Origin of the sequence: Pseudomonas sp. B21-021, assembly GCF_024749205.1 — a bacterium.
Taxonomy (GTDB): Bacteria; Pseudomonadota; Gammaproteobacteria; order Pseudomonadales; family Pseudomonadaceae; genus Aquipseudomonas; species Aquipseudomonas paraglycinae.
In genome coordinates this window covers 5793525-5815000 of sequence record NZ_CP087192.1, presented here as the reverse complement: position 1 = coordinate 5815000, position 21476 = coordinate 5793525, and the positions used below count along the sequence as shown (strand labels likewise).

At 55.4% G+C, this 21476-nt stretch carries 16 protein-coding genes, 4 tRNA genes and 2 rRNA genes (1 of these 22 only partly in view); all 22 read left to right on the top strand.

From position 1 onward, the window contains the following. Positions 1–541 (top strand): 23S ribosomal RNA (locus tag LOY31_RS26255); it begins 2350 nt to the left of the window's first position. A 170-nt stretch (positions 542–711) separates the two neighbouring features. Next, positions 712–827 (top strand): 5S ribosomal RNA (gene rrf / locus LOY31_RS26250). 132 nt (positions 828–959) lie between these two features. After that, entirely contained in the window at positions 960–1913 is a 954-nt protein-coding gene (gene birA / locus LOY31_RS26245; protein WP_085609143.1) for a bifunctional biotin--[acetyl-CoA-carboxylase] ligase/biotin operon repressor BirA, read from the top strand. Next, a complete protein-coding gene (locus LOY31_RS26240) occupies positions 1903–2652 on the top strand; it encodes a pantothenate kinase (RefSeq protein ID WP_221535644.1) in 750 nt (249 codons plus the stop codon). The genes birA and LOY31_RS26240 overlap by 11 nt, the downstream gene beginning before the upstream one ends. 7 nt (positions 2653–2659) lie before the next feature. Beyond that, a complete protein-coding gene (locus LOY31_RS26235) occupies positions 2660–3100 on the top strand; it encodes a hypothetical protein (protein ID WP_221535643.1) in 441 nt (146 codons plus the stop codon). Between the two features lie 143 nt (positions 3101–3243). Continuing rightward, positions 3244–3328 (top strand) — tRNA-Tyr (locus LOY31_RS26230). A gap of 25 nt (positions 3329–3353) precedes the next feature. Next, a tRNA-Gly gene (locus LOY31_RS26225) sits at positions 3354–3427 on the top strand. A gap of 26 nt (positions 3428–3453) precedes the next feature. Then, positions 3454–3529, top strand: a tRNA-Thr gene (locus LOY31_RS26220). A gap of 85 nt (positions 3530–3614) precedes the next feature. Continuing rightward, on the top strand, positions 3615–4808 hold the full coding sequence (tuf, locus tag LOY31_RS26215) for an elongation factor Tu (RefSeq protein ID WP_010220303.1): 1194 nt from the start codon (positions 3615–3617) through the stop codon (positions 4806–4808). Positions 4809–4861: 53 nt separating this feature from the next. Then, positions 4862–4937: transfer RNA gene (locus tag LOY31_RS26210), tRNA-Trp, on the top strand. Between the two features lie 45 nt (positions 4938–4982). Then, positions 4983–5351, top strand: a complete 369-nt coding sequence (gene secE / locus LOY31_RS26205; RefSeq protein ID WP_007957600.1) for a preprotein translocase subunit SecE — start codon at positions 4983–4985, stop codon at positions 5349–5351. 9 nt (positions 5352–5360) lie between these two features. Beyond that, on the top strand, positions 5361–5894 hold the full coding sequence (gene nusG, locus LOY31_RS26200) for a transcription termination/antitermination protein NusG (protein ID WP_007957598.1): 534 nt from the start codon (positions 5361–5363) through the stop codon (positions 5892–5894). Positions 5895–6011: 117 nt separating this feature from the next. Then, positions 6012–6443 (top strand): 50S ribosomal protein L11, encoded by a 432-nt coding sequence (rplK, locus tag LOY31_RS26195; RefSeq protein WP_003228756.1) that lies wholly within the window; start codon positions 6012–6014, stop codon positions 6441–6443. After that, positions 6443–7138, top strand: coding sequence for a 50S ribosomal protein L1 (rplA, locus tag LOY31_RS26190; RefSeq protein WP_003228754.1), 696 nt, complete (start codon positions 6443–6445; stop codon positions 7136–7138). Before rplK ends, rplA begins: the two co-directional genes overlap by 1 nt. A 198-nt stretch (positions 7139–7336) precedes the next feature. Continuing rightward, on the top strand, positions 7337–7837 hold the full coding sequence (gene rplJ, locus LOY31_RS26185; protein WP_007957597.1) for a 50S ribosomal protein L10: 501 nt from the start codon (positions 7337–7339) through the stop codon (positions 7835–7837). A 79-nt stretch (positions 7838–7916) separates the two neighbouring features. Continuing rightward, a complete protein-coding gene (gene rplL, locus LOY31_RS26180; protein WP_033703494.1) occupies positions 7917–8282 on the top strand; it encodes a 50S ribosomal protein L7/L12 in 366 nt (121 codons plus the stop codon). A gap of 220 nt (positions 8283–8502) precedes the next feature. After that, positions 8503–12576, top strand: a complete 4074-nt coding sequence (gene rpoB / locus LOY31_RS26175; protein ID WP_258712424.1) for a DNA-directed RNA polymerase subunit beta — start codon at positions 8503–8505, stop codon at positions 12574–12576. 63 nt (positions 12577–12639) lie between these two features. Next, a complete protein-coding gene (rpoC, locus tag LOY31_RS26170) occupies positions 12640–16839 on the top strand; it encodes a DNA-directed RNA polymerase subunit beta' (protein ID WP_007957594.1) in 4200 nt (1399 codons plus the stop codon). 215 nt (positions 16840–17054) lie between these two features. Beyond that, the gene (rpsL, locus tag LOY31_RS26165; protein ID WP_003186084.1) at positions 17055–17426 is read left to right on the top strand and encodes a 30S ribosomal protein S12; all 372 of its coding nucleotides are present in this window, start codon (positions 17055–17057) and stop codon (positions 17424–17426) included. Between the two features lie 108 nt (positions 17427–17534). After that, on the top strand, positions 17535–18008 hold the full coding sequence (gene rpsG, locus LOY31_RS26160; RefSeq protein ID WP_007957592.1) for a 30S ribosomal protein S7: 474 nt from the start codon (positions 17535–17537) through the stop codon (positions 18006–18008). Between the two features lie 30 nt (positions 18009–18038). Further along, on the top strand, positions 18039–20144 hold the full coding sequence (gene fusA / locus LOY31_RS26155; RefSeq protein WP_039772423.1) for an elongation factor G: 2106 nt from the start codon (positions 18039–18041) through the stop codon (positions 20142–20144). A 31-nt stretch (positions 20145–20175) separates the two neighbouring features. Continuing rightward, positions 20176–21369, top strand: coding sequence for an elongation factor Tu (gene tuf, locus LOY31_RS26150; protein WP_010220303.1), 1194 nt, complete (start codon positions 20176–20178; stop codon positions 21367–21369). Positions 21370–21476 lie beyond the last annotated feature (107 nt).

Here is a 21476-nt window from a genome sequence, read left to right as displayed (position 1 = left end):
CGAGCAGGTACGAAAGTAGGTCTTAGTGATCCGGTGGTTCTGTATGGAAGGGCCATCGCTCAACGGATAAAAGGTACTCCGGGGATAACAGGCTGATACCGCCCAAGAGTTCATATCGACGGCGGTGTTTGGCACCTCGATGTCGGCTCATCACATCCTGGGGCTGAAGCCGGTCCCAAGGGTATGGCTGTTCGCCATTTAAAGTGGTACGCGAGCTGGGTTTAGAACGTCGTGAGACAGTTCGGTCCCTATCTGCCGTGGACGTTTGAGATTTGAGAGGGGCTGCTCCTAGTACGAGAGGACCGGAGTGGACGAACCTCTGGTGTTCCGGTTGTCACGCCAGTGGCATTGCCGGGTAGCTATGTTCGGGAAAGATAACCGCTGAAAGCATCTAAGCGGGAAACTTGCCTCAAGATGAGATCTCACTGGAACCTTGAGTTCCCTGAAGGGCCGTCGAAGACTACGACGTTGATAGGTTGGGTGTGTAAGCGCTGTGAGGCGTTGAGCTAACCAATACTAATTGCCCGTGAGGCTTGACCATATAACACCCAAGCAATTTGCATGCTCCGAGCTGAAAAGCGAGAGAGACCAGATTGCGGTGTGTGAAGACGAAAATGAACCGAAAGTTCGATGCTCACAAAACACCGAAAACTATCCCATACCCAATTTGCTGAAGCGAGGCCATTTGGCCACGACTCAGTACCCGAATTTCTTGACGACCATAGAGCGTTGGAACCACCTGATCCCATCCCGAACTCAGAAGTGAAACGATGCATCGCCGATGGTAGTGTGGGGTTTCCCCATGTGAGAGTAGGTCATCGTCAAGATTAAATTCCGAAACCCCAATTGCGAAAGCAGTTGGGGTTTTGTTTTGCCCGCAGGAAAATGGATTGTTTGAATTCTATGCAGCGGCCCGGTGCATGGCTATTATTCGGGCCTCATTCTGAGGCGAGACCTGCATGCTGACGTTGTTGAACCTTCTGAAGGATGGTCGATTCCATTCCGGTCAGGCCCTGGGCGTTGCTCTGGGAATTAGTCGAAGTGCGGTGTGGAAGCAGCTTCAGCATCTGGAGGCGGAGCTTGGGTTATCCATACATAAAGTTCGAGGGCGGGGCTATCAATTGGCCTCGCCGCTGGCGTTACTTGACTCGCTCGCAATAGAGGAAGGTCTTGTTGGCTGGTCTGTCAGTGTCTTCGATTCCATCGACTCAACTAATGCTGAATCGTTGCGAGCGGTAGATCGAGGGCGGGTTGCGCCTTTTCTAATACTGGCTGAGCGGCAGAGTTCCGGTCGCGGGCGCAGGGGGCGTAAATGGGTAAGTCCGTTTGCTGAAAACCTTTATTACAGCCTCGTGTTGCGTATCGATGGTGGGATGCGTCAGCTCGAGGGGCTAAGTCTCGTTGTCGGTCTCGCGGTCATGCAGACCCTGCGCGCGCTTGGGGTGCCAGGTGCGGGGCTGAAATGGCCCAATGATGTTTTGGTCGGGCGAAAAAAAATTGCAGGCATCCTGCTGGAGCTCGTCGGAGATCCAGCGGACGTTTGTCACGTAGTATTGGGCGTGGGCATTAATGTGAACATGCAAGCTACAGACGAAGTCGATCAGCAATGGACTTCAATGCGTCTAGAGTCGGGTAAATCTTGTGATCGCAATATTCTGGCGGTTGAGCTGAGTAAGCAGCTGCAACTCTATCTGCGACGTCACCAGTCAGGCGGCTTCTCTGCGCTTCAGGCAGAGTGGGAGGCTAGCCATTTGTGGCAGGGACAGCCGGTTTCTCTCACTGCCGGTGTCAATCAGGTAGAGGGTGTGGTGCTGGGAATCGATAATCAAGGCGCGCTGCGGCTAAAGGTAGATGGTGTGGAAAAGGTCTTTAGTGGTGGTGAGCTCAGCTTGAGGTTGCGTGATGATTCTTGAGCTCGATTGTGGAAACAGTTTTATCAAATGGCGGGTGCTGAGTGCAGAGTTGGGCGCCTTGGTCGCAGAAGGTGTGGTCGACTCTGATGGCGCCTTGGTCGACAGTCTTCGGTCGCTTGAGAAGATATCTCTCGGTAAATGTCGCCTTGTCAGCGTAAGAACTGAAGATGAGACCAATTTGCTGATTGGCTTGCTCAGGCGCGAGTTCGGCATTTCCGTTGTCTGTGCGTCGCCCGCTCGCGAGATGTCTGGCGTAACGAACGGTTACGACGACTATGAGCGCCTTGGTCTCGATCGCTGGCTGGCAATGCTTGGTGGTTTTCACCTGGCTAAAGGTGCTTGTCTGGTTCTTGATTTCGGGACGGCGGTGACTGCGGACTTTATCTCCGCGGACGGTGAGCATCTGGGAGGCTTCATTTGTCCTGGCATGCCGCTGATGCGTAATCAGTTGCGTACGCATACTCGAAAAATTCGCTACGGGGACCTGGCGGCGGAGCGGGCATTGACGAGTCAGGCTCCTGGGCGCAACACGGTTGAGGCTGTCGAGCGTGGCTGTTCGTTGATGCTAAGAGGATTCGTATTGACGCAACTGGAGATGGCGCGTTCCTACTGGGGTGATGATTACAGGGTTTTCATTACGGGTGGTGACGCCGAGCTGGTCTCAGATGTCGCCCCTGAGGCTCGGATTGTTTCCGATTTGGTGTTCGTGGGTTTGGCTATAGCGTGTCCTTTGTCCTGAGGTTTGTATGCGTTGGTTGTTCCTTCTGCTTCTGGTACTCAATGTGTTTTATTACGTCTGGCATCAGCAGGAGGCCCCGCTACGCGCAAAGGATGTCACGCCCCTCAGTCTTTATCGTGGTTCGCAACAGGATATTCGCTTGCTGAGTGAGGCTGGTGATGATGCTTCCCGTGAAAAAAGGACTGGAGGAAAGCCTGATGGGGAGTGCCTTTATGTGGGGGGGGTGGCGCGCCCCGAGTCCGCTCAGGCGTTGGAGCAGCGTTTGACGGAGCTTGGAGCAAAAGCTCTTCCTTCGTCAAAAGAGTCTTCCGGCGGCTCATATTGGTTCCAGATTACGCCCGAAACCCAGCGTTTGCTGGGTGATGCTCAGCTACAAAACCTTTCCAAGGAATTCAATGAGTTAAAACATAAAATAATGCTGTGCGAGGGGGTTGCACCTACTGAATAGTTTGCATAGAATGGCGCCCGCTCCACAGCGAAGACCTGAAAAGGTTGCAGCAGCGGGGTGGTGTCAATGCAGCTAACCTCAGGTTTTTAAATGAGAAAATGCTTGACAGGGGTTTGGCATAGTATAGAATGCCGGCCTGATTAGGAGGGGTTCCCGAGCGGCCAAAGGGATCAGACTGTAAATCTGACGTCTACGACTTCGAAGGTTCGAATCCTTCTCCCTCCACCAGATTTTAGCGTGAGCTGCAGGCTCCGCGGGTATAGTTTAGTGGTAGAACCTCAGCCTTCCAAGCTGATGATGCGGGTTCGATTCCCGCTACCCGCTCCAAGTTTGCAGGTTGTGCAAAGTGTTACGCTCTTGTAGCTCAGTTGGTAGAGCACACCCTTGGTAAGGGTGAGGTCAGCGGTTCAAATCCGCTCAAGAGCTCCATATAACAAGGCAGATATGAAAATATCTGCCTTTGTTTTAATGGCTTGTGTTGTTTGCTCAATTTCTTCTGTTAGGGGTGATATCGATGGCTAAGGAAAAATTTGATCGTTCCCTGCCGCACGTCAACGTGGGCACCATCGGTCACGTAGACCATGGTAAAACCACGCTGACCGCTGCTCTGACTCGCGTCTGCTCCGAAGTTTTCGGTTCGGCCGTAGTTGAATTCGACAAGATCGACAGCGCTCCAGAAGAAAAAGCTCGCGGTATCACCATCAACACCGCGCACGTTGAGTACAACTCGAACATTCGTCACTACGCTCACGTTGACTGCCCAGGTCACGCTGACTACGTGAAGAACATGATCACTGGTGCTGCGCAGATGGACGGCGCGATCCTGGTTTGCTCGGCCGCTGATGGTCCGATGCCACAAACCCGTGAGCACATCCTGCTGTCCCGTCAGGTAGGCGTTCCGTACATCGTGGTTTTCCTGAACAAGGCTGACCTGGTAGACGACGCTGAGCTGCTGGAACTGGTTGAAATGGAAGTTCGCGACCTGCTGTCCACCTACGACTTCCCAGGCGACGACACTCCGATCATCATCGGTTCGGCTCGTATGGCGCTGGAAGGCAAAGACGACAACGAAATGGGCACCACCGCTGTCAAGAAGCTGGTGGAAACTCTGGACAGCTACATCCCAGAGCCAGAGCGTGCTATCGACAAGCCTTTCCTGATGCCAATCGAAGACGTGTTCTCGATCTCGGGTCGCGGTACTGTTGTGACCGGTCGTATCGAGCGCGGTATCGTTCGCGTTCAAGACGCCCTGGAAATCGTTGGTCTGCGTGACACCACCACCACCACCTGCACCGGTGTTGAGATGTTCCGCAAGCTGCTGGACGAAGGTCGTGCTGGTGAGAACTGCGGCGTTCTGCTGCGTGGCACCAAGCGTGACGACGTTGAGCGTGGTCAGGTTCTGGTTAAGCCGGGTTCGGTTAAGCCGCACACCAAGTTCACTGCAGAAGTTTACGTTCTGAGCAAGGAAGAAGGCGGCCGTCACACTCCGTTCTTCAAAGGCTACCGTCCACAGTTCTACTTCCGTACTACTGACGTGACTGGTAACTGCGAGCTGCCAGAAGGCGTTGAAATGGTAATGCCAGGTGACAACATTCAGATGACTGTTACCCTGATCAAAACCATCGCGATGGAAGACGGTCTGCGTTTTGCAATCCGTGAAGGCGGCCGTACCGTTGGTGCTGGCGTCGTAGCCAAGATCATCGAGTAAATAGTTGTAATGTCTTTTTCAGGCCGGCATAATGGTCGGCCTGATTTTGTTTTAGGTCAGTAGCTCAATTGGCAGAGCGACGGTCTCCAAAACCGTAGGTTGGGGGTTCGATTCCCTCCTGACCTGCCAGATTCACTCGGTGTGTCTGGCTTTCTTTTCACAGGATCTTCATAGATGACTCCTAAAGCTGAAGCTCAAGGCTCTCGCTTCGATTTGCTAAAGTGGCTCGTCGTAGTCGCTTTGGTAATTGTTGGCGTTGTCGGCAATCAGTATTACGCTGCTTCGCCGATCCTGTACCGTGTGCTCGCTTTGCTTGTTATTGCGGCTGTAGCTGCCTTTGTAGGCCTGCAGACTGCCAAGGGCAAGTCTTTCTTTGTACTGGTTAAGGAAGCTCGCACCGAGATTCGTAAAGTCGTATGGCCAACTCGCCAAGAAACCACGCAGACCACGCTGATTGTTGTGGCTGTTGTGCTGGTTATGGCGTTGCTGTTGTGGGGGCTTGATTCCCTGCTCGGCTGGCTTGTTTCCTTGATTGTCGGCTAAGGGTGTCCCGTGGCTAAGCGTTGGTACGTTGTGCATGCTTACTCGGGTTACGAGAAGCATGTCATGCGTTCGTTGATCGAGCGCGTAAAGCTGGCTGGCATGGAAGATGGCTTCGGCGAAATTCTGGTTCCCACTGAAGAAGTGGTTGAAATGCGTAATGGCCAGAAACGCAAAAGCGAGCGCAAATTCTTCCCAGGTTATGTGCTGGTTCAGATGGACATGAACGAGGGTACTTGGCACTTGGTCAAGGATACTCCTCGGGTGATGGGTTTTATCGGCGGTACTGCTGATAAGCCGGCACCAATCACAGATAAAGAGGCTGAGGCGATCCTGCGTCGCGTTGCTGACGGTAGCGACAAGCCGAAGCCGAAGACGTTGTTTGAGCCAGGCGAAACCGTTCGAGTCAATGACGGACCGTTCGCTGACTTTAACGGTGTTGTTGAAGAAGTTAACTACGAAAAGAGCCGGATCCAAGTGGCGGTGCTCATTTTCGGACGCTCTACTCCGGTAGAGTTGGAGTTCAGTCAGGTCGAAAAGGTCTAGCTGAGCAAGCATCCCAACCCCGCAGCCCTAGGCTGTGGGGTTTTGTCGTCACTGGGATAAACGCGCAAGTAACCGGGGAGCCTTTCGAGGCGTTCGAACCCGTAATTGGAGTGCCTCATGGCCAAGAAGATTACCGCTTACATCAAGCTGCAAGTGAAGGCCGCTCAGGCTAACCCAAGCCCACCTGTTGGTCCTGCTCTGGGTCAGCACGGCGTGAACATCATGGAATTCTGCAAAGCTTTCAACGCCCGTACCCAGGGTCTGGAAGCTGGTCTGCCGACTCCAGTGATCATCACTGTCTACAGCGACCGTAGCTTCACTTTCGAAACCAAATCCACCCCTGCTTCGGTTCTGCTGAAGAAGGCGGCCGGTCTGACCAGCGGTTCCGCTCGTCCGAACACCGTTAAGGTTGGCACTGTTACCCGTGCTCAGCTGGAAGAAATCGCGAAAACCAAAAACGCGGATCTGACTGCAGCTGATATGGATGCAGCCGTGCGTACTATCGCCGGTTCTGCTCGTAGCATGGGCCTTAACGTGGAGGGTGTGTAATGGCTAAGCTGACCAAGCGTCAAAAGGCTATCGCCGGCAAAATCGAAGCAGGCAAGGCCTACAACATTGTAGACGCCGCTGCACTGCTGGCCGAGCTGTCGACTGTCAAGTTCAGCGAGTCGTTCGACGTAGCTGTAAACCTGGGCGTAGACCCGCGTAAATCCGACCAGGTCGTTCGTAGCGCTACTGTGCTGCCACACGGCACTGGCAAGACCGTTCGCGTTGCTGTGTTCACCCAGGGTCCAGCTGCTGAGGCCGCTCTGGCTGCTGGCGCTGACCGTGTAGGTATGGACGACCTGGCTGCCGAAATGAAAGGCGGCGACTTGAACTATGACGTAGTGATCGCATCCCCGGATGCCATGCGCGTTGTAGGTCAACTGGGTCAGATCCTCGGTCCACGTGGTCTGATGCCTAACCCGAAAGTCGGCACTGTTACCCCAGACGTCGCTACCGCGGTTAAAAATGCCAAGGCTGGTCAGGTTCGTTATCGCACCGACAAAAACGGCATCATCCACACTTCCGTTGGCAAGATCGGCTTCGATGCCGTCAAGCTGAAGGAAAACGTTGAAGCCCTGATCGCTGATCTGAAGCGTATCAAGCCAGCTTCTTCGAAAGGTATCTACGTCAAGCGCGTTACCCTGAGCACCACTATGGGCCCAGGTCTGGTCATCGACCAGAGCTCGCTGGACGCGTAAGACAAGAATTGGCGCAGTTGACTGCGCCAATTGAAAGATTGGGGTCCCTGCCTGGCGGGGGCTATCCAAGACCGTAGGCGACGCAAGTCTTAAACCTCAAGCCTACGCAGATGGTGCTCCCGGTTCCTTACCGAATCAGACACCAAAACGACATTCGGTTTCGATCGAATGAAACGGTAACAAGCAGGAGTTAAACCCGTGGCAATTAATCTCGAAGACAAGAAGGCCATCGTCGCTGAAGTCAACGAGGCTGCCAAAGTCGCTCTGTCCGCTGTCGTGGTTGATGCCCGTGGCGTAACAGTAGGCGCAATGACCGGACTCCGTAAAGAGGCTCGTGAAGCTGGCGTTTACGTACGTGTTGTACGTAACACCCTGCTCAAGCGCGCTGTTGCTGACACTCCTTACAGTGTCCTCAACGACGTGTTCACCGGCCCGACCCTGATTGCATTCTCCAACGAACACCCGGGCGCTGCTGCTCGTCTGTTCAAGGAATTTGCCAAGGGTCAGGATAAGTTCGAGATCAAGGCAGCTTCGTTCGAGGGCAAGTTCCTCGCAGCGAATGAGATCGACGTGCTGGCAAGCCTGCCAACTCGCGACGAAGCTATTGCGAAACTGATGAGCGTGATTCAAGGCGCTACCAGCAAGCTGGCTCGTACTCTGGCGGCAATTCGCGATCAGAAAGAAGCAGCTGCAGCCTGAGGCTGAGCGTTTCCACTCTCGCGTATTTTTGTTTATTTCGACGGCCGTACAGGCTGTCCACCAAATCAGGAATTGAGTCATGTCTCTGACTAACGAACAAATCATCGAAGCAATCGGCCAGAAAACCGTTCTGGAAGTTGTTGAGCTGATCAAAGCAATGGAAGAAACCTTCGGCGTGACCGCTGCTGTTGCTGCTGCTGGTCCAGCTGCTGCTGCCGCTGTTGTTGAAGAGCAAACCGAGTTCAACGTTGTTCTGCTGGAAGCTGGCGAGAAGAAGGTTAACGTGATCAAGGCAGTTCGTGAACTGACCGGTCTGGGCCTGAAAGAAGCCAAAGAGAAAGTAGACGGCGCTCCTCAGGTTGTAGCTGAAGGCGTTTCGAAAGAAGCTGCTGAAGACGCTAAGAAGAAGCTGGAAGAAGCAGGCGCTAAAGTCGAGCTGAAGTAAGCATCGACTTTGCTCCTCCAGCCCGAGCGTCAAGCGACAGGCTGATGGCTGGTGGCTCTTGCCACCGGCCTTTTTCCGTTATTGGCAGCCGACTGGGTCGGTGTCGATAACGAGCTGTAACCACCCGATGCGGTGGCGCAAACCATGGGGTTTGCACGATTTTCTGGCTGCTCCCGTCGGGAGGGGCCAAACAAGCAGGTGACCAAGCTGGGGAACGCTGATGGCTTACTCATATACTGAGAAAAAACGTATCCGCAAGGACTTTAGCAAGTTGCCGGACGTCATGGATGTGCCTTACCTCCTGGCCATCCAGCTGGATTCGTATCGTGAATTCTTGCAAGCGGGAGCGACTAAAGATCAGTTCCGCGACGTGGGCCTGCATGCGGCCTTCAAATCCGTTTTCCCGATCATCAGCTACTCCGGCAATGCTGCGCTGGAGTACGTCGGTTATCGCCTGGGCGAACCGGCATTTGATGTCAAAGAATGCGTATTGCGCGGTGTAACTTTCGCCGTACCTTTGCGGGTAAAAGTGCGCCTGATCATTTTCGACAAAGAATCGTCGAACAAAGCGATCAAGGACATCAAAGAGCAAGAAGTCTACATGGGTGAAATCCCATTGATGACTGAGAACGGTACCTTCGTAATCAACGGTACCGAGCGTGTTATCGTTTCCCAGCTGCACCGTTCCCCGGGCGTGTTCTTCGACCACGACCGTGGCAAGACGCACAGCTCCGGCAAACTGCTGTACTCCGCGCGCATCATTCCTTACCGCGGTTCGTGGCTGGACTTCGAGTTCGACCCGAAAGACTGCGTATTCGTGCGTATCGACCGTCGTCGTAAGCTGCCGGCCTCGGTACTGCTGCGCGCGCTCGGTTATACCACCGAGGAAGTGCTGGACGCGTTCTACACCACCAACGTATTCCACGTGAAAGGCGAAGGCCTGAGCCTGGAGCTGGTGCCTCAGCGCCTGCGTGGTGAAGTTGCTGTTCTCGACATCCAGGACGACAAAGGCAAGGTGATCGTTGAGCAGGGCCGTCGTATTACTGCCCGCCACATCAACCAGCTGGAAAAAGCCGGGATCAAAGAGCTGGACGTGCCTCTGGATTACGTTCTGGGTCGTACCACCGCCAAGGCGATCGTGCACCCGGCTACCGGTGAGATCCTGGCAGAGTGCAACACCGAGCTGTCGACCGAGATCCTGGCGAAAATCGCCAAGGCCGGCGTCGTACGCATCGAAACTCTGTACACCAACGACATCGACTGCGGTCCGTTCGTCTCCGACACTCTGAAGATCGACTCCACCAGCAACCAATTGGAAGCGCTGGTCGAGATCTATCGCATGATGCGTCCAGGCGAGCCGCCAACCAAAGACGCTGCCGAGACCCTGTTCAACAACCTGTTCTTCAGCCCTGAGCGCTATGACCTGTCTGCGGTCGGCCGGATGAAGTTCAACCGTCGTATCGGTCGTACCGAGATCGAAGGTTCGGGCGTGCTGTGCAAGGAAGACATTGTCGCGGTACTGAAGACTCTGGTCGACATCCGTAACGGTAAAGGCATCGTCGACGACATCGACCACCTGGGTAACCGTCGTGTTCGCTGCGTAGGCGAAATGGCCGAGAACCAGTTCCGCGTTGGCCTGGTACGTGTTGAGCGTGCGGTCAAAGAGCGTCTGTCGATGGCTGAAAGCGAAGGCCTGATGCCGCAAGACCTGATCAACGCCAAGCCAGTGGCTGCGGCGGTGAAAGAGTTCTTCGGTTCCAGCCAGCTGTCGCAGTTCATGGACCAGAACAACCCGCTGTCCGAGATCACCCACAAGCGTCGTGTCTCTGCACTCGGCCCTGGCGGTCTGACTCGTGAGCGCGCGGGCTTCGAAGTCCGTGACGTACACCCGACTCACTACGGTCGTGTCTGCCCGATTGAAACGCCGGAAGGTCCGAACATCGGTCTGATCAACTCGCTGGCTGCTTACGCTCGCACCAACCAGTACGGCTTCCTCGAGAGCCCGTACCGTGTGGTGAAAGAGGGTGTGGTCACCGACGACATCGTGTTCCTGTCCGCCATTGAAGAAGCCGATCACGTGATCGCGCAGGCTTCGGCGACCATGAACGAGCAAAAAGTCCTGATCGACGAACTGGTGGCCGTGCGTCACCTGAACGAATTCACCGTCAAGGCGCCGGAAGACGTCACCTTGATGGACGTTTCGCCGAAGCAGGTAGTTTCGGTTGCAGCGTCGCTGATTCCGTTCCTCGAGCACGACGACGCCAACCGTGCGTTGATGGGTTCGAACATGCAGCGTCAGGCTGTACCAACCCTGCGTGCTGACAAGCCGCTGGTCGGTACCGGCATGGAGCGCAACGTGGCTCGCGACTCCGGCGTTTGCGTCGTGGCTCGTCGGGGCGGCGTGATCGACTCCGTTGATGCCAGCCGTATCGTGGTTCGTGTTGCTGATGACGAAGTTGAAACCGGCGAAGCTGGTGTCGACATCTACAACCTGACCAAATACACCCGCTCGAACCAGAACACCTGCATCAACCAGCGTCCGCTGGTGAGCAAAGGTGATCGCGTTCAGCGTAGCGACATCATGGCCGACGGCCCGTCCACCGACATGGGTGAACTGGCTCTGGGTCAGAACATGCGCATCGCGTTCATGGCATGGAACGGCTTCAACTTCGAAGACTCCATCTGCCTGTCCGAGCGTGTGGTTCAGGAAGACCGTTTCACCACTATCCACATTCAGGAACTGACCTGTGTGGCCCGTGACACCAAGCTTGGCCCAGAGGAAATCACTGCGGACATCCCGAACGTGGGTGAAGCCGCTCTGAACAAGCTGGACGAAGCCGGTATCGTTTACGTAGGTGCTGAAGTCGGCGCAGGCGACATCCTGGTAGGCAAGGTCACTCCGAAAGGCGAGACCCAGCTGACTCCGGAAGAAAAACTGCTGCGTGCGATCTTCGGTGAAAAAGCCAGCGACGTTAAAGACACCTCCCTGCGCGTGCCAACCGGCACCAAAGGTACTGTCATCGACGTACAGGTCTTCACTCGTGACGGCGTTGAGCGTGATGCTCGTGCACTGTCGATCGAGAAGTCCCAGCTGGACGAGATCCGCAAGGATCTGAACGAAGAGTTCCGCATCGTTGAAGGCGCGACCTTCGAACGTCTGCGTTCCGCTCTGGTAGGCCACAAGGCTGAAGGCGGCGCGGGCCTGAAGAAAGGTCAGGACATCACCGACGAAGTACTCGACGGTCTTGAGCATGGTCAGTGGTTCAAACTGCGCATGGCTGAAGATGCTCTGAACGAGCAGCTCGAGAAGGCTCAGGCCTACATCGTTGATCGCCGCCGTCTGCTGGACGACAAGTTCGAAGACAAGAAGCGCAAACTGCAGCAGGGCGATGACCTGGCTCCAGGCGTGCTGAAGATCGTCAAGGTTTACCTGGCAATCCGTCGTCGCATCCAGCCGGGCGACAAGATGGCCGGTCGTCACGGTAACAAAGGTGTGGTCTCCGTGATCATGCCGGTTGAAGACATGCCGCACGATGCCAATGGCACCCCGGTCGACGTGGTCCTCAACCCGCTGGGCGTACCTTCGCGTATGAACGTTGGTCAGATCCTTGAAACCCACCTGGGCCTCGCGGCCAAAGGTCTGGGCGAGAAGATCAACCGGATGGTCGAAGAGCAGCGCAAAGTCGTTGAGCTGCGTACCTTCCTGGACGAGATCTACAACCAGATCGGCGGTCGTAACGAAGATCTGGACAGCTTCTCCGATCAGGAAATCCTGGATCTGGCGAAGAACCTGCGTGGCGGTGTTCCAATGGCCACTCCAGTGTTCGACGGTGCCAAGGAAAGCGAAATCAAGGCCATGCTGAAACTGGCAGACCTGCCAGAAAGCGGCCAGATGCAGCTGACCGACGGCCGTACCGGCAACAAGTTCGAGCGTCCAGTTACCGTTGGCTACATGTACATGCTGAAGCTGAACCACTTGGTAGACGACAAGATGCACGCGCGTTCTACCGGTTCGTACAGCCTGGTTACCCAGCAGCCGCTGGGTGGTAAGGCGCAGTTCGGTGGTCAGCGTTTCGGGGAGATGGAGGTCTGGGCACTGGAAGCATACGGTGCTGCTTACACTCTGCAAGAAATGCTCACAGTGAAGTCGGACGATGTGAACGGCCGGACCAAGATGTACAAAAACATCGTGGACGGCGATCACCGTATGGAGCCGGGCATGCCCGAGTCCTTCAACGTGTTGATCAAGGAAATTCGTTCCCTCGGCATCGATATCGATCTGGAAACCGAATAACACGTGACGCGATCGAGAGCGGGGCAGGATTGCCCGCTCTCTGCTCCGCCAGGAGGAAAGGCCTTGAAAGACCTACTGAATTTGCTGAAAAACCAGGGTCAAGTCGAAGAGTTCGACGCCATCCGTATCGGATTGGCCTCGCCTGAGATGATCCGCTCGTGGTCGTTCGGTGAAGTTAAAAAGCCGGAAACCATCAACTACCGTACGTTCAAACCTGAGCGTGACGGTCTGTTCTGCGCCAAGATCTTTGGCCCGGTAAAGGATTACGAGTGCCTGTGCGGTAAGTACAAGCGCTTGAAGCACCGTGGTGTGATCTGCGAGAAGTGCGGCGTTGAAGTTGCACTGGCCAAGGTTCGTCGTGAGCGCATGGCGCACATCGAACTGGCTTCGCCGGTTGCCCACATCTGGTTCCTGAAATCGCTGCCGTCCCGTATCGGCCTGCTGATGGACATGACCCTGCGTGATATCGAACGCGTTCTCTACTTCGAGAGCTACGTCGTTATCGACCCGGGCATGACCACTCTTGAAAAAGGTCAGCTGCTGAACGATGAGCAGTACTTCGAAGCGCTGGAAGAATTCGGTGACGATTTCGACGCCCGCATGGGTGCCGAAGCTGTCCGCGAACTGCTGCACGCTATCGACCTGGAACACGAGATTGGCCGTCTGCGTGAAGAGATTCCGCAAACCAACTCCGAAACCAAGATCAAGAAGCTGTCCAAGCGTCTGAAGTTGATGGAAGCCTTCCAGGGTTCCGGCAACCTGCCAGAGTGGATGGTGCTGACCGTTCTGCCGGTTCTGCCGCCAGATCTGCGTCCACTGGTCCCGCTGGATGGCGGTCGTTTCGCGACTTCCGACCTCAACGATCTGTATCGTCGAGTGATCAACCGTAACAACCGTTTGAAGCGCCTGCTGGATCTGTCCGCTCCGGACATCATCGTGCGCAACGAAAAGCGTATGTTGCAGGAAGCTGTCGATGCACTGCTCGACAACGGTCGTCGTGGCCGCGCTATCACAGGTTCCAACAAGCGTCCTCTGAAATCCCTGGCTGACATGATCAAGGGTAAGCAAGGTCGTTTCCGTCAGAACTTGCTCGGTAAGCGTGTTGACTACTCCGGTCGTTCGGTAATTACCGTAGGTCCGACCCTGCGTCTGCACCAGTGCGGTCTGCCGAAGAAGATGGCTCTCGAGCTGTTCAAGCCGTTCATTTTCGGCAAGCTGGAAATGCGTGGTCTCGCTACCACCATCAAAGCGGCCAAGAAAATGGTCGAGCGCGAGCTGCCGGAAGTTTGGGACGTTCTCGCTGAAGTGATTCGCGAACACCCGGTTCTTCTCAACCGTGCACCGACCCTTCACCGTCTGGGCATCCAGGCGTTTGAACCGGTACTGATCGAAGGTAAGGCTATCCAGCTGCACCCTCTGGTCTGCGCCGCGTACAACGCCGACTTCGACGGCGACCAAATGGCCGTGCACGTACCGCTGACGCTGGAAGCCCAGCTCGAAGCGCGTGCGTTGATGATGTCGACCAACAACATTCTGTCGCCAGCCAACGGTGAGCCAATCATCGTTCCGTCGCAGGACGTTGTACTGGGTCTGTACTACATGACCCGTGAAGCGATCAACGCCAAGGGCGAAGGTCGTGTGTTCGCGGATCTGCAGGAAGTTGACCGTGTGTTCCGTGCCGGCGAAGCCGCACTGCACGCCAAGATCAAGGTTCGTATCAACGAAACCGTGAACGATCGTGACGGCAACAGCGTGAACAACACCCGTATCGTCGACACCACTGTCGGCCGTGCGCTGCTGTTCCAGGTTGTGCCAAAAGGTCTGTCGTTCGACGTCGTCAACCTGCCGATGAAGAAAAAGGCGATCTCCAAGCTGATCAACCAGTGCTACCGCGTGGTTGGTCTGAAAGAGACCGTGATCTTCGCTGACCAGTTGATGTACACCGGTTTTGCCTACTCGACCATCTCCGGCGTTTCCATCGGTGTTAACGACTTCGTTATCCCGGATGAAAAAGCCCGCATCATCGGTGCTGCCACCGACGAAGTGAAAGAGATCGAGAGCCAGTACGCCTCCGGCCTGGTAACCCAGGGCGAGAAGTACAACAAAGTGATCGACCTTTGGTCGAAAGCGAACGACGAAGTCTCCAAGGCGATGATGGCCAACCTCTCGAAAGAGAAAGTCATCGACCGTCACGGCGACGAAGTCGAGCAAGAATCGTTCAACTCGATGTACATGATGGCCGACTCGGGTGCGCGGGGTTCCGCAGCACAGATTCGTCAGCTGGCCGGTATGCGTGGTCTGATGGCCAAGCCGGACGGTTCCATCATTGAAACGCCGATTACTGCGAACTTCCGTGAAGGTTTGAGCGTACTTCAGTACTTCATCTCGACTCACGGTGCTCGTAAAGGTCTGGCGGATACCGCGTTGAAAACTGCGAACTCCGGTTACCTGACTCGTCGTCTGGTAGACGTGGCGCAGGATCTGGTCGTGACCGAGATCGATTGCGGCACCGAACACGGTCTGCTGATGACTCCGCACATTGAAGGCGGTGACGTTGTAGAGCCGTTGGGTGAACGCGTATTGGGTCGTGTCATTGCCCGTGACGTATTCAAGCCGGGTACCGAGGACGTCATCGTTCCTGCTGGCACTCTGGTAGACGAGAAGTGGGTCGAGTTCATCGAGCTGAACAGCATCGACGAAGTGATCGTGCGTTCGCCGATCAGCTGCGAAACCCGCTATGGCATTTGCGCCAAGTGCTACGGCCGTGACCTGGCTCGTGGTCACCAGGTGAACATCGGTGAAGCGGTCGGCGTTATCGCTGCCCAGTCCATCGGTGAGCCGGGTACCCAGCTGACGATGCGTACGTTCCACATCGGTGGTGCGGCAAGCCGTACTTCCGCAGCCGACAGCGTTCAGGTGAAGAATGGCGGTACCGTCCGTCTGCACAACCTGAAACACGTTGAGCGTGTGGATGGCAACCTGGTTGCTGTGTCCCGTTCCGGTGAGCTGGCAATCGCTGACGACTTCGGTCGTGAGCGCGAGCGTTACAAGCTGCCGTACGGTGCCGTGATTTCGGTTAAAGAAGGTGACAAGGTCGACGCTGGCGCAATCGTGGCCAAGTGGGATCCGCACACTCACCCGATCGTTACCGAAATGAAAGGTACCGTGACCTACGTGGGCATGGAAGAAGGCATCACGATCAAGCGTCAGACTGACGAATTGACCGGTATGACCAACATTGAAGTACTCGATGCCAAAGACCGTCCGGCTGCCGGCAAGGACATTCGTCCTGCGGTGAAGATGGTTGATGACAACGGCAAGGATCTGTTGCTGCCAGGCACTGACGTTATCGCTCAGTACTTCCTGCCAGCCAACGCCCTGGTCGGTGTTGCGGACGGTGCGAAGATTGCGATCGGTGATGTTATCGCTCGTATCCCGCAAGAAACTTCGAAAACCCGTGACATCACCGGTGGTCTGCCGCGTGTTGCCGACCTGTTCGAAGCCCGTCGTCCGAAAGAGGCGTCGATTCTGGCTGAAGTCAGCGGCACCATCGCGTTCGGTAAAGAGACCAAAGGCAAGCGCCGTCTGGTCATTACCCCGAACGACGGTAGCGATCCGTACGAAGAGCTGATTCCGAAGTGGCGTCACCTGAACGTGTTCGAAGGCGAACAGGTAAACCGCGGCGAAGTTATCTCCGACGGTCCGAGCGATCCGCACGACATCCTGCGTCTGCTGGGTGTGAGCGCGCTGGCCAAGTACATCGTCAACGAGATCCAGGACGTTTACCGTCTGCAAGGCGTGAAGATCAACGACAAGCACATCGAGACCATCCTGCGTCAGATGCTGCGTAAAGTTGAGATCTCCGAGTCCGGCGATTCCAGCTTCATCAAGGGCGACCAGATGGAACTGACTCACGTTCTGGTAGAGAACGAGCGTCTGAATGCGGAAGACAAGTTTGTCTCCAAGTTCACCCGCGTTCTGCTGGGTATCACCAAGGCGTCGTTGTCGACCGAATCGTTCATCTCGGCGGCTTCCTTCCAGGAAACCACCCGCGTACTGACCGAAGCGGCCGTAACCGGCAAGCGCGATTACCTGCGCGGCCTGAAAGAAAACGTGGTCGTGGGTCGTCTGATCCCGGCCGGTACCGGTCTGGCTTATCACAGCGAGCGCAAGCGTCGTCGTGATGCAGACAAGCCGTTGCGCGTAAGCGCCAGTGAAGTGGAAGCTGCACTGACCGAAGCGCTGAACTCGAGCGGTAACTGAGTTCTGCGAAAAATGAGCTGAGGCCCTGATCAAGCCGTTCATCGAATCGAGACAATTTGTCGAGGTTCGACGAGCGGGGAGGTCGGGGCCTTGCCTTGACTGGGGACAAGATCCTCTTTAGACTCTTGATCCCCTAAATTTGGCGGGAATTCGTTCCTGCCATTTTGCTTTTCTTGCAAGACAATAGCGTCGCAAGACAACAGTGGAGCTAGTAGATGGCAACTATCAACCAGCTGGTACGTCAGCCGCGTAAGCGTATCGTCGAGAAATCCGACGTGCCTGCGCTGCAGAACTGCCCGCAACGTCGTGGCGTGTGCACCCGTGTGTACACCACTACGCCGAAAAAACCTAACTCGGCACTGCGTAAAGTATGCCGTGTGCGTCTGACCAACGGTTTCGAGGTTTCCTCGTACATCGGTGGTGAAGGCCACAACCTGCAAGAGCACAGCGTGGTACTGATCCGCGGCGGTCGTGTAAAAGACTTGCCAGGTGTTCGTTACCACACCGTTCGCGGCTCCCTGGATACTTCCGGTGTTAAAGGTCGTAACCAAGGTCGTTCGAAGTACGGTACCAAGCGTCCGAAGTAATCGGCCGTTTTGCAGATTTTCATTTTATTGAGTCGATAAGAGTAAGGTCGGGCGCGCATCCACTGGATCTGTCCCGAGCTAACCTGAAGACCGTTTGAGGGCTTATCAATGCCAAGACGTCGCGTAGCAGCAAAGCGTGAGATTCTGGACGATCCGAAATACGGAAGCCAAATCCTCGCCAAATTCATGAACCACGTTATGGAAAGCGGCAAGAAAGCCGTTGCCGAACGTATCGTTTATGGTGCCCTGGAAACCGTTGCGGCTCGCAAGACCGGCACCGATCCCCTGGAACTCTTCGAAAAAGCACTCGACGCCATCGCTCCGCTGGTCGAAGTGAAGTCGCGCCGCGTTGGTGGTGCTACTTACCAGGTTCCGGTCGAGGTTCGTCCGTCCCGTCGTAACGCTCTGGCAATGCGCTGGTTGGTAGACTTCGCCCGCAAGCGCGGCGAGAAGTCTATGGCTCTGCGCTTGGCTGGCGAGCTGCTGGATGCTGCTGAAGGTAAAGGTGCTGCTGTTAAGAAGCGTGAAGACGTGCACCGTATGGCCGAAGCTAACAAAGCTTTCTCGCACTACCGCTTCTAATTTTAGCTTCACTAATTTTGCGAGGGCTTTATGGCTCGTACTACTCCGATTAGTCGCTACCGTAACATCGGTATCGTCGCTCACGTGGATGCTGGTAAAACCACCACCACCGAGCGCGTCCTTTTTTACACTGGCAAAAGTCACAAAATGGGCGAGGTGCATGACGGCGCCGCGACCACAGACTGGATGGTTCAGGAGCAGGAGCGTGGTATTACCATTACTTCTGCTGCCATTACCGCCTTCTGGAAAGGTTCCGAGAAGCAGTACCCACACGAGCATCGCTTCAACGTAATCGATACCCCGGGCCACGTAGACTTCACCATTGAAGTAGAACGTTCCCTGCGCGTACTCGACGGCGCTGTCGTTGTGTTCTGCGGTACTTCGGGTGTTGAGCCTCAGTCGGAAACCGTATGGCGTCAGGCCAACAAATACGGCGTTCCACGTCTTGTTTACGTAAACAAGATGGACCGTGCTGGTGCCAACTTCCTGCGCGTGATCGGTCAGATCAAACAGCGTCTGGGTCATACTCCGGTGCCGATCCAGCTGGCTATCGGTTCGGAAGACAACTTCCAGGGCCAGATCGACCTGATCAACATGCAAGCTGTCTACTGGAACGACTCTGACAAGGGTATGGTTCCGGTTCGCAAGGAAATCCCTGCGGACATGCTCGAGCTGGCTGAAGAGTGGCGCAACAACATGGTTGAAGCCGCCGCCGAAGCCAACGAAGACCTGATGAACAAGTACCTGGAAGGTGAAGAGCTGTCGATCGAAGAGATCAAGGCTGCTTTGCGTGCACGTACTATCGCCGGCGAAATCGTTCTGGCTGTTTGCGGTTCTTCGTTCAAGAACAAGGGCGTTCCCCTGGTTCTCGACGCCGTTATCGACTTCCTGCCTGCTCCGACCGACATTCCTGCTATCAAGGGTTCCAACCCTGATAACGAGGAAGAAGAGATGGAGCGTCATGCAAGCGACGACGAGCCGTTCGCGGCCCTGGCGTTCAAGATCGCTACCGACCCATTTGTGGGTACCTTGACCTTCGTCCGCGTTTACTCGGGCGTGTTGAACTCCGGCGACGGCGTGATCAACTCGGTTAAAGGCAAAAAAGAGCGCGTGGGTCGTATGGTGCAAATGCACGCAAACGCCCGTGAAGAGATCAAGGAAGTGCGCGCTGGCGACATCGCGGCCCTGATCGGCATGAAGGACGTCACCACTGGTGAAACCCTCTGCAACGCTGACAAGCCAATCATCCTGGTTCGCATGGACTTCCCGGAGCCGGTTATTTCGGTTGCCGTAGAGCCTAAGACCAAGGATGACCAGGAAAAAATGGGTATCGCTCTGGGCAAACTTGCTCAGGAAGACCCGTCTTTCCGCGTTAAAACTGATGAAGAGACTGGTCAAACGATCATCTCCGGCATGGGCGAGCTGCACCTGGACATCCTGGTTGACCGGATGCGCCGTGAGTTCAACGTCGAAGCCAACATCGGCAAGCCGCAGGTTTCGTACCGTGAGCGCATCACGAAGAACTGCGAAATCGAAGGCAAGTTCGTTCGTCAGTCCGGCGGTCGTGGCCAGTTCGGTCATTGCTGGATTCGCTTTGCTCCTGCTGACGAAGGTCAGGAAGGTCTGCAATTCCTGAACGAAGTAGTGGGTGGTGTGGTTCCTAAGGAATACATCCCGGCTATCCAGAAGGGTATCGAAGAGCAGATGAAGAACGGCGTTGTTGCCGGCTATCCGCTGATCGGCCTGAAGGCTACCGTGTTCGATGGTTCTTACCACGACGTCGACTCCAACGAGATGGCGTTTAAAGTGGCTGCTTCCATGGCGACCAAGCAACTGGCCCAGAAGGGTGGTGGTGAGTTGCTCGAGCCGATCATGGCGGTAGAGGTTGTTACGCCTGAAGACTATATGGGTGATGTGATGGGCGACCTTAACCGTCGTCGCGGCATGATCCAGGGTATGGAAGACACAGTGTCCGGCAAGGTTATCCGTGCCGAAGTTCCACTGGGTGAGATGTTCGGTTATGCGACCGACGTTCGTTCCATGTCCCAGGGTCGCGCAAGCTACTCTATGGAATTCAAAAAATACGATACGGCTCCGTCGCACATCGTCGAATCCGTTACCAAAAAACAAGGCTGATTCAGCCCCTTTAGGCTAGGAGTTAATTGTCGTGGCTAAAGAAAAATTTGATCGTTCCCTACCGCACGTAAACGTTGGCACCATCGGCCACGTTGACCACGGTAAAACCACTCTGACCGCTGCTCTGACTCGCGTCTGCTCCGAAGTTTTCGGTTCGGCCGTAGTTGAATTCGACAAGATCGACAGCGCTCCAGAAGAAAAAGCTCGCGGTATCACCATCAACACCGCGCACGTTGAGTACAACTCGAACATTCGTCACTACGCTCACGTTGACTGCCCAGGTCACGCTGACTACGTGAAGAACATGATCACTGGTGCTGCGCAGATGGACGGCGCGATCCTGGTTTGCTCGGCCGCTGATGGTCCGATGCCGCAAACCCGTGAGCACATCCTGCTGTCCCGTCAGGTAGGCGTTCCGTACATCGTGGTTTTCCTGAACAAGGCTGACCTGGTAGACGACGCTGAGCTGCTGGAACTGGTTGAGATGGAAGTTCGCGACCTGCTGTCCACCTACGACTTCCCAGGCGACGACACTCCGATCATCATCGGTTCGGCTCGTATGGCGCTGGAAGGCAAAGACGACAACGAAATGGGCACCACCGCTGTCAAGAAGCTGGTGGAAACTCTGGACAGCTACATCCCAGAGCCAGAGCGTGCTATCGACAAGCCTTTCCTGATGCCAATCGAAGACGTGTTCTCGATCTCGGGTCGCGGTACTGTTGTGACCGGTCGTATCGAGCGCGGTATCGTTCGCGTTCAAGACGCCCTGGAAATCGTTGGTCTGCGTGACACCACCACCACCACCTGCACCGGTGTTGAGATGTTCCGCAAGCTGCTGGACGAAGGTCGTGCTGGCGAGAACTGCGGCGTTCTGCTGCGTGGCACCAAGCGTGACGACGTTGAGCGTGGTCAGGTTCTGGTTAAGCCGGGTTCGGTTAAGCCACACACCAAGTTCACCGCAGAAGTTTACGTTCTGAGCAAGGAAGAAGGCGGCCGTCACACTCCGTTCTTCAAAGGCTACCGTCCACAGTTCTACTTCCGTACTACTGACGTGACTGGTAACTGCGAGCTGCCAGAAGGCGTTGAAATGGTAATGCCAGGTGACAACATTCAGATGACTGTTACCCTGATCAAAACCATCGCGATGGAAGACGGTCTGCGTTTCGCAATCCGTGAAGGCGGCCGTACCGTTGGTGCTGGCGTCGTAGCTAAAATCATCGAGTGATCTCTTTATTGAGTCAGCTTTGATGAGTTGAAAAAGCCCCCGCTTAGCGGGGGCTTTTTTATTGGGTTGACACCTATCTGGGGCGTCTATAGAATTGCGCCTCCTTT